The organism is Herbinix hemicellulosilytica (assembly GCF_002904165.1).
In the GTDB taxonomy this organism is placed as follows: Bacteria; Bacillota; Clostridia; order Lachnospirales; family Lachnospiraceae; genus Mobilitalea; species Mobilitalea hemicellulosilytica.
The window spans coordinates 1-8,606 of sequence record NZ_CVTD020000001.1; the positions used below are offsets into that span (position 1 = coordinate 1).

Genomic DNA, 8,606 nt, shown 5'->3' on the forward strand with positions numbered 1-8,606 from the left:
TTTTTTTTTGCCGTTTATTTGCAATAGTTGGGGCGGAATTCATTGAATCCCGCCCCATTACTGTATCTGTATTTAGAGCTATTTTAATGGCTTTTTGTCGAGTGTTGATGTATGATGTTTGAATAATACAATATTATTTAGCTTTGAATCTTTTTAACATTCGTAATCATCTTTGCAAGATGTTGGGTATGATGCTATCCGAATATATTAGAATACAAGGCTTATAATTCGTTTTATGGTCAGATTACGGATTTATTTTTGAACTTATATTGCACATATTAATGAACGGCTATTAGTATAATTTATGTATTGTTATATGATTCTAAATATTATATTTTCTAAGAATTTTGGGGAACGGTACGAATTTGATTACTTTAATTATAAAATTCTTATTTTTTAATGTGTGATTAATTTACCCTTAAGTTAAATTGTGTTAGAATAAGCCAAAGGAGGCTATTATGAATAAAAAAGAATTTTTGGACATTTTAAGACAAGCGCTGGAAGGCGAAGTAGATAATAGTACTATAGAAAAGAATATAAAATTTTATAGCGATTATATCAGTTCGGTCACGGATAAAAGTGAGGAAGAAGTAATTGAGGAAATAGGTGATCCAAGGCTAATAGCAAAGACTATTATTGAAACGGAGAAAGTGTCTAAAACTGCTTATAACGACCGATATGATAGCAATAATTATGAATACAGACAGGGAAATTATAATGATTATTCCCGGGACGAAAATCAAAAATATAGGATAAACAGAAAGGTTTTTAAAGGGACAAAATGGTACTATAAAATATTAAGCTTATTTATATTGTTTATTTTTTTAGTGTTTATATTTAATATAGGCTTATTATTCCTAAAACTATTATCAGTTTTCTTTGTTCCTGTTTTATTAGGGGTTTTATTGCTTATTTATCTAAGAAACCGATAGACTTTGAAGACAGTAACAGAAAGATTAAATTAGATGATAAATACAAGAAATATATAAATAAATATAAAAATTAGAAACGACCGCGAGGGGGAGCCAAGCGGTCGTTTCGATGAGGGGAGTATAAATAATTAATAAGGGGTTATAAGTGCTCTAGTATCCGAGCACTTATTAATTATATTATATAAGTATTTATAATGCAAGGTTTAATTTATGACTAAATTTTAAAAATTTTGAAAACAATACATTAAAAATGTTAATTTATTACATAATTTAAAAATTTTAAGTAGAATATTTCTTATAAAACAACAAATAATAATCTTGCAATATGCAAATAGATTTTTAAATTAGGAGGCCGACAATGAGCAGCAACGATGTAAGAAATAACAATCAATCAAATGTAAGAAATACAAACAGCAATAATACAATAAGAAACACAAGCAATACCAATACCGGTAGAAACACAAGTAATATTGGTAACACAAACACAAGAAATACAACAAATACAAATACCAGAAACGCCAATAATAACTCATCTAATATAGGAAAATCAGATTATACAACAGGATCAAACCGCAATACTACCAATTCTAATTCAAACTCAATAAGATGCAATAATAATTCAAAAACTAACAATAACAACAATTACAGATAAAATGCTTACTCAATATTTGATATAATAGGGCAGGCTAATAATTGCCTGCCTTATTATATTAATTGACTTATAACAAAATAATTTTGTCGGAATATAATATAATGAGAGACATATAAGTATTAGTCTACATACGAAAGATTTATTTTGATCGGCTCTGTTCATTTATTGCAATGGAAAGGAAGTGACGGTCAGGGATGTCTTGCTTAGAAACAATTAAAGCTGATGATGTAGTTTATTATATAGGTCATCCTGACGTATTAATTATAGATTTAAGAAACAAAGAAGATTATATAAAAGGACATATTCCCTCGGCTGTAAATATACCTTATGATAATCTAAAAGACCAATTGGCTGTATTAAAACAGAAGAAATTATTAATACTTTATTGTGACAGAGGTAATATAAGCCTTATAGCGGCCAGGGATTTAATGAAGTACGGATGCAAAATAAAAAGCATGTACGGTGGTATTCGTGCTTACCACGGAAGGTTGGAAACAGGGGGCCTATAAAAACATTGACTATATTTACATTTAATTTTACAATGCTAATAACGGATAAAATTATTATGGCACTCTAGGAGGATATGATGAAGGCGTACGAATATATATCACCATGTCATTTCGGCTTGGAAGCGGTACTAAAAAAAGAAATCCGTGATCTGGGATATGAAATTACCAATGTTGACAACGGAAGAGTCAGTTATAAAGGGGACATTGATACCTGTGCAAGGGCAAATATGTTCCTAAGAACAACGGAAAGGGTTTTGCTAAAAATAGCTTCATTTAAAGCCGAAACATTTGATGAATTATTTGAAAATATAAAAGCTATTCCTTGGGAAGATTTTATTCCTGTCGACGGGAAATTTTGGGTAGCCAAAGCTAGTTCTATAAATTCTAAACTTTTTAGCCCTTCGGACATACAGTCCATTATAAAAAAAGCAATAGTTGAGAGGCTTAAAAAAATATATAAGATAGAATGGTTCGAGGAAAGCGGAAGTTCATATCCTCTTCGGGTGACCATAATGAAAGATGAAGTAACGGTATGTCTGGATACATCTGGTGAGTCACTTCATCGCAGAGGATACAGAAAATTAACCAGTAAAGCACCTATTACAGAAACTTTGGCTGCCGCATTAATTATGCTGACACCATGGAATAAAGACAGGATTTTGATTGATCCTTTTTGTGGCAGCGGTACAATCCCCATAGAAGCGGCGATGATTGGAGCAAGAATTGCGCCGGGAATACAAAGAAGTTTTTTGGCTGAAACATGGAAGGGATTTTATCCTGATAGTATATGGAAGCAGGCGAGGGAAGAAGCCTTGGATCTTCAACTCAAAGATATAGAAATGAATATTCAGGGCTATGATATAGACGGTGAAATCATAAAAGCGGCAAGACAGAATGCCAGGATGGCAGGAGTGGATCAATGGATTCATTTTCAGCAAAAAGATGTGGCACAACTTAGCAGCAGTAAAAAATACGGATTTATTATAACTAACCCTCCTTATGGGGAAAGACTGGAAGAAAGAAAAAATCTTCCTGATTTATATAAGCTTATTGGCAAGGTATTTGGTTCACTGGATACTTGGTCATATTATATCATTACTGCTTACGACCAAGCGGAAAAATATATCGGAAGAAAGGCAGACAAGAACAGAAAGATATACAACGGTATGATGAAAACATATTTGTATCAGTATATGGGACCTAAACCGCCGAAAAAGAAGGATAGCCAAAATCAGACAATTGAATAAATTGAAAAAAATAAATTATTTAGAAATTAAAGAAAAATCCATCTTTAAGTAATAATGTTTATCAGAAATTGCTAATAAGAATTTATGCTAAATCCAATAACTAAAGAAAAATTTCTAAATTTATTATAAAAAAGTATATTAATATGAATATAAAAAACCTGCCTGAAAACATTGTCAAAAGTTATATTCAGTGTATATGACAATGGGGGCAGGTTTTTATATATAGATTTAGATGAAATCGATCTTGTAATAAACTGATATGTTTTATAATATTTTTTGAATCCAAAAACGGATATCGTTAAATACCTCTTCTTTGTTTAATTCATTTATAAGTTCATGTCTGCATTCGGGATATATTTTATAGGCTATCTTGGTAAAACCAAGTTTTTTATACAGAGATAACAGCCTTTTTATGTCTTTTCCATAACCGCCTACAGGATCCTTGTCTCCGCTAATAATAAACATAGGAAGATCGGTTTTTGTCGACTGTAACAGATTTTTATTGGCAGCATTTGCGGTTAATTTCATAAGATCATTGTAAAAAGAAGCGGTACAGATAAAACCGCAATACGCATCATGTATATAGGCTCCTACTGCTTGGTGGCTTCGTGACAACCAGTCAAAGGCAGTCCTTTCCGATAGTTTGGTATAATTCTTGCCGCCAAAGATTAAATTGCTTAAAAACGGGGAAATATGCTTCGGACCTTTTATCTTTTTAACAAGAGATGTTACAAGCAGGCCTGAATTAATAAGAATTTTTGAGGGATAAGCGGTTCCCGACAAGATTACACCGGTATATTTATCATAGGCTTGAATTACATTTCTGGCAATCAGAGAACCCATACTGTGTCCGAATAGAATGAGTTTATTGCTTCTGTTATTGGCTTCAATATATTTGCTGATTTCAATTACATCTTCGGTAACAAGCTTATAACCCCTATTTTCTGCAAAAAATCCAAGATCACTTAATTTAGTATCATAGCCATGACCCCTGTGATCATATAAATATACATCGAAACCTGAATCTGCCAGGTATTGTGAAAATGCTAAGTAGCGATTATGATGCTCAGCCATGCCATGCAGGATTAAAATGCTTGCTTTGGGCTTGTCCGGACTGTATATACATTTAAGTTTAGTTACATATCCGTCTTTTTGCCTTATTTTTATGTAGTTGGCTGTTTTCATTTTAAATCCCCTATCCGATAAACTTTAGATTTATATCTTATTCTCATTATATTAATTTTTGTTATAAAATGCAATAATTAGCAAATTATCTACTGCAAAATCAGGAAGATTATATAGTATTAGCTAGAAAGTATAGGGTAAATTGTGTTTAATGCCAAAAATATTTTTTTATAATTCGAATATATGTATATAGAGATTTATACTCATTGATTTATAAACAAAAAATAATTATTATTTTATATAATATAATTAAATGATTCAAAATTCGTCAAACTGAAATTACATTAAACAGCAAAAAACTCCAATTTTAGAATAAATTTATAAATTTTCGTTGTTTATTGTTTTAAATTCATATATAATTTTCATATACAGAATAATCTGAAAGTTTGTATGGAGGGAATTTTTTTGGACAAAAACCTTTTAAGAAAGGCAGCTTTGCAGAGTGTGGCACTTATGCTAAGTGTCATAATGCTGTCCTATGCCGTAAGACAGTACAGCTCCGTAACCATATCGGCTAGTTATGCCCAGGATAAAGCTGTTTATGTTGATCCGGATAAAGAGAACAATAAGGATTACACCGAAAAATATGATGCAAAAAATCCTAATATGGATGATAATGAACAAACAGCCGAAGACGCTCGTATTGTTCTTACAGGTGTAAAAAGTGGTGTAAAGGATGATATAATTGAGCAGCTTGGAGAACAATTTTTGATAATAAGAAAACCTTTGGGTGAAGGTCTTAGGATTCAACTGGAGGATCTTTATTTAAACAAGCAGCTTAAAATTATAATTTCAGGATATACGAAAGAAAGTCCGGATCAGAACTTTATTGCAAGAGTTTACAGGGATGAAGTGTTTTTGGGTGAGCCAAAACACGCGGAAGCCGAAAATAGCAGCCCTGAAGAAGACGGTACATATTCATCTACAGTTATAAAATATTATGGCAATGATCCGGTTAATTCTATCAATATTGAAAACAAGACAGGCCTTTATGGGTTTAATGTCCATGAAATAGTCCTTCAGCTTAATCATGTATATGCACATATTCTTTTTGAAGATGAAAATTACTATTATATAGATTTGAGAAGACCAAAAGAAGTTTATGATAAAATTTTAGTAATTGATGCCGGGCATGGCGGGAAAGATCCCGGTGCCATATCAAAAGACGAAAAAATTTACGAAAAAGATATAAATCTGAAAATAATGCATGAATTAAAAGAACTTCTTGACAAGGATAATATTAAAGTATATTATACTAGGACCATAGATGAAACTATATATCTGCGGCCAAGGGTAACTCTGGCAAATGAAGTGGAATGTGATTTCTTTATAAGTATTCATTGTAATTCCAGTGATTATACCGGCCCTAACGGGACCGAAATCCTTTATTATAATCATGAGAATGGTAATATCAAAACAAAAGATCTGGCTAAAATTTTAAGTGATGAGCTGTCAAAAACCGTATCATTAAAAAGCAGCGGAGTCATGGAAATGAAAGATGATGATATTTTCATCCTTGCCAATGCCAAAGTTCCCGCCGTCATAATAGAAACGGGCTATATATCCAACATCAATGATTTAGATTACCTGCAAAGTCAATCAGGGCAGCAGGATATAGCAATAGGGATATATAACGGTATTTGGCGGGCTTATGATGAGCTTATACATTAGTTAAGGGTATAGTTACACAAATGCAGCATGAATGGGGAATGACATGATGAAAGTGATATTTGCTACTCACAATGAAGGGAAAATGAAAGAAATACGGGAAATACTGAAAGATTTGGATATAGAGCTTTGTTCCCTTAAAGATATTGGGTTAAATATTGATATTGAAGAAAACGGCACAAGTTTTGAGGAAAATGCAATAATAAAAGCAAGGACAGTCTGTGATATGACAGGAGAGATTACTCTTGCTGACGATTCGGGTCTTGAGGTAGATTATCTTGATAAAGCTCCGGGCATTTATTCGGCAAGATTCCTTGGGGAGGATACTTCATACGAGATAAAAAACCAATATATCCTGGACAGACTAAAAAATGTTCCGGAAAAAGACCGTAGCGCCAGATTTGTTTGTGTAATTGCCTGTGCTTTTCCGGACGGTGAAACTGTCACCAGGACCGGTGTTATTGAAGGACTTATAGCTGAAAAAATAAGCGGTACCAACGGTTTTGGATATGACCCGATTTTTTATGTACCTGAATACAATTGCACTACGGCAGATATGCCGTCCGATCTTAAAAATCAGATCAGTCATCGGGGAAAGGCACTTAGGGCCGTTAAAGAAGTTTTGACTAATTATTTGGCGGTATATAAAAAGCAGGAGATAGACAATGAAGATATTGATAGTAAGTGATACACACGGCAGAGATCGGAATTTGCTTCAAACCCTGCAAAAAGTAGGGCATATAGATTTAATGATACATCTTGGTGATATTTGCGGCAGTGAGAAATATATAAAATCTATTGCCCCCTGCCCTGTTGAAATGGTATGCGGAAACAATGATTTTTTTATTAATCTTCCCAAAGAAAAAGTAATAATGATTGGAGATTATTCTGTATTTTTGACCCACGGGCACAAGTACGGAGTGTATTTTGGCACCGGACCAATTAAAGAAGCTGCCAGGATAAGACAAGCCGATATAGTTATGTTTGGTCATACGCATGTACCATTGATAGATTTAAATGACAATGTATGGGCTATTAATCCCGGAAGCCTGTCATTGCCCAGGCAAAGCGGAGGGACTCCTACGTATATAATCATGGATATCGACAGGATGGGCAAAGCGCACTTTACATTAAATTATCTTAAGTCATAAATCTTGGGTTTGTTTTATTATAGGGACTATATTTTTTGTATTATCCTAACAATTTAAAAAGTTCGAAAAATAAATAATTTTTTTAAAAGAAATATCAAAAAAAATGTTGACAACGAGCAGATGCTATTATATAATAAGTCTTGCGTCACGGCGCTAAAGAAAAGTCAAAAAAGCTTAAGAATGCCTTATGCGGTACGCGTTAAGTCATCAGAAGCCACAGTAATCAAATTGTACCGGAGCATAACTTATCGGGGTGTGGCTCAGTTTGGCTAGAGTGCTTGATTTGGGATCAAGAGGTCGCAGGTTCAAATCCTGTCACCCCGACTTATCAAGGAATAGCCGATAACGGTTTTCCCGATAAGAATGAGGTAATAAAATAAAACTAATATGGATATAATATGCGGGTGTAGTTCAATGGTAGAACACTAGCCTTCCAAGCTAGATACGTGGGTTCGATTCCCATCACCCGCTTGATATGTGGCTTTATACATCATATCATCAGAAAATAACTTTATGTGCTAGTAGCTCAGCTGGATAGAGCAATGGCCTTCTAAGCCATGTGTCGGGGGTTCGAATCCCTCCTGGCACATTTCCTTTTAAATAAGGAATATTTAAAAGTTATTTTTTTTATATGGTGGGTATAGCGTAGCTGGTTAGCGCGCCAGATTGTGGCTCTGGAGGTCAAGGGTTCGAATCCCTTTACCCACCCTGTTGGGCTATCGCCAAGCGGTAAGGCACAGGACTTTGACTCCTGCATTCGATGGTTCGAATCCATCTAGCCCAGTTTCGGTTTGTACTTTAGGTGTAATAGCTATGTAAGGCAGATATGTAAAATGGTACAGCCGGATATAAGTAAAAATTATATATATCTAATTTTATACGTAGAGACGGAAGTATTCCGCTTCTCGATTTTTTCATATTAGGGGATATTAGCTCAGGCGGTAGAGCACTTGACTTTTAATCAAGGTGTCCGGGGTTCGAGTCCCCGATGTCTCATTAAATTATTATATGGGCGGATGTGGCGGAATTGGCAGACGCGCCAGACTTAGGATCTGGTGGGCGACCGTGGGGGTTCGAGTCCCTTCATCCGCATGAATTAAAAGTTGAGCAAATTTAATGTTTTTATCCGGTTCCGTATTAATTTGTCTGATTTAGAGATTTTTTAAAATAATGCCTTCCAAATTTAATAAATCTGTGATAAGATTATTAGGCATTTGAATTTACCTCCTGGTGGTTAGATGATTGACTGGCACTGGGAGGTC

Annotated in this window: 8 protein-coding genes and 7 tRNA genes; 14 read left to right on the top strand and 1 reads right to left on the bottom strand. The window is 34.0% G+C overall.

Annotated elements, in window-relative coordinates; all coding sequences use genetic code 11:
• Nucleotides 1–458 precede the first annotated feature (458 nt).
• The 4 genes from HHT355_RS00005 to HHT355_RS00015 all read left to right on the top strand — a co-directional run bounded on the left by HHT355_RS00005 (nt 459) and on the right by HHT355_RS00015 (nt 3,340).
• The gene (locus HHT355_RS00005) at nt 459–932 is read left to right on the top strand and encodes a DUF1700 domain-containing protein (RefSeq protein ID WP_113976300.1); all 474 of its coding nucleotides are present in this window, start codon (nt 459–461) and stop codon (nt 930–932) included.
• 358 nt (nt 933–1,290) lie between these two features.
• Entirely contained in the window at nt 1,291–1,584 is a 294-nt protein-coding gene (locus HHT355_RS13480; protein ID WP_146039154.1) for a hypothetical protein, read from the top strand.
• Between the two features lie 194 nt (nt 1,585–1,778).
• Nucleotides 1,779–2,093, top strand: a complete 315-nt coding sequence (locus HHT355_RS00010; RefSeq protein WP_103201417.1) for a rhodanese-like domain-containing protein — start codon at nt 1,779–1,781, stop codon at nt 2,091–2,093.
• Between the two features lie 77 nt (nt 2,094–2,170).
• On the top strand, nt 2,171–3,340 hold the full coding sequence (locus tag HHT355_RS00015; protein WP_103201418.1) for a THUMP domain-containing class I SAM-dependent RNA methyltransferase: 1,170 nt from the start codon (nt 2,171–2,173) through the stop codon (nt 3,338–3,340).
• 264 nt (nt 3,341–3,604) lie between these two features.
• Here HHT355_RS00015 and HHT355_RS00020 read toward each other — a convergent pair whose 3' ends face one another.
• Complete coding sequence (locus HHT355_RS00020) at nt 3,605–4,525, bottom strand: alpha/beta fold hydrolase (RefSeq protein WP_103201419.1); 921 nt, start codon at nt 4,523–4,525, stop codon at nt 3,605–3,607.
• Nucleotides 4,526–4,930: 405 nt separating this feature from the next.
• Here HHT355_RS00020 and HHT355_RS00025 point away from each other — a divergent pair, with 405 nt between their 5' ends.
• From HHT355_RS00025 to HHT355_RS00070, 10 genes are all read left to right on the top strand, one after another.
• Nucleotides 4,931–6,196 carry an N-acetylmuramoyl-L-alanine amidase family protein gene (locus HHT355_RS00025; protein WP_158245840.1) on the top strand — a complete coding sequence of 422 codons (1,266 nt, stop codon included), beginning with the start codon at nt 4,931–4,933 and terminating at the stop codon, nt 6,194–6,196.
• A gap of 43 nt (nt 6,197–6,239) precedes the next feature.
• Entirely contained in the window at nt 6,240–6,881 is a 642-nt protein-coding gene (locus HHT355_RS00030) for an XTP/dITP diphosphatase (protein ID WP_103201421.1), read from the top strand.
• Entirely contained in the window at nt 6,859–7,344 is a 486-nt protein-coding gene (locus tag HHT355_RS00035) for a metallophosphoesterase family protein (RefSeq protein ID WP_103201422.1), read from the top strand. Before HHT355_RS00030 ends, HHT355_RS00035 begins: the two co-directional genes overlap by 23 nt.
• 249 nt (nt 7,345–7,593) lie before the next feature.
• Nucleotides 7,594–7,668: transfer RNA gene (locus HHT355_RS00040), tRNA-Pro, on the top strand.
• A 76-nt stretch (nt 7,669–7,744) separates the two neighbouring features.
• Nucleotides 7,745–7,815: transfer RNA gene (locus HHT355_RS00045), tRNA-Gly, on the top strand.
• Between the two features lie 44 nt (nt 7,816–7,859).
• A tRNA-Arg gene (locus HHT355_RS00050) sits at nt 7,860–7,933 on the top strand.
• A gap of 45 nt (nt 7,934–7,978) precedes the next feature.
• A tRNA-His gene (locus tag HHT355_RS00055) sits at nt 7,979–8,052 on the top strand.
• 4 nt (nt 8,053–8,056) lie between these two features.
• Nucleotides 8,057–8,128, top strand: a tRNA-Gln gene (locus HHT355_RS00060).
• Nucleotides 8,129–8,267: 139 nt separating this feature from the next.
• A tRNA-Lys gene (locus tag HHT355_RS00065) sits at nt 8,268–8,340 on the top strand.
• Between the two features lie 16 nt (nt 8,341–8,356).
• Nucleotides 8,357–8,436 (top strand) — tRNA-Leu (locus HHT355_RS00070).
• Nucleotides 8,437–8,606 lie beyond the last annotated feature (170 nt).

Bases quoted from the DNA above. Each gene is read 5' to 3' on its own strand.
- HHT355_RS00005 (WP_113976300.1), top strand. From the start codon at position 459: ATGAATAAAAAAGAATTTTTGGACATTTTAAGACAAGCGCTGGAAGGC.
- HHT355_RS13480 (WP_146039154.1), top strand. From the start codon at position 1,291: ATGAGCAGCAACGATGTAAGAAATAACAATCAATCAAATGTAAGAAAT.
- HHT355_RS00010 (WP_103201417.1), top strand. From the start codon at position 1,779: ATGTCTTGCTTAGAAACAATTAAAGCTGATGATGTAGTTTATTATATA.
- HHT355_RS00015 (WP_103201418.1), top strand. From the start codon at position 2,171: ATGAAGGCGTACGAATATATATCACCATGTCATTTCGGCTTGGAAGCG.
- HHT355_RS00020 (WP_103201419.1), bottom strand. From the start codon at position 4,525: ATGAAAACAGCCAACTACATAAAAATAAGGCAAAAAGACGGATATGTA.
- HHT355_RS00030 (WP_103201421.1), top strand. From the start codon at position 6,240: ATGATGAAAGTGATATTTGCTACTCACAATGAAGGGAAAATGAAAGAA.
- HHT355_RS00035 (WP_103201422.1), top strand. From the start codon at position 6,859: ATGAAGATATTGATAGTAAGTGATACACACGGCAGAGATCGGAATTTG.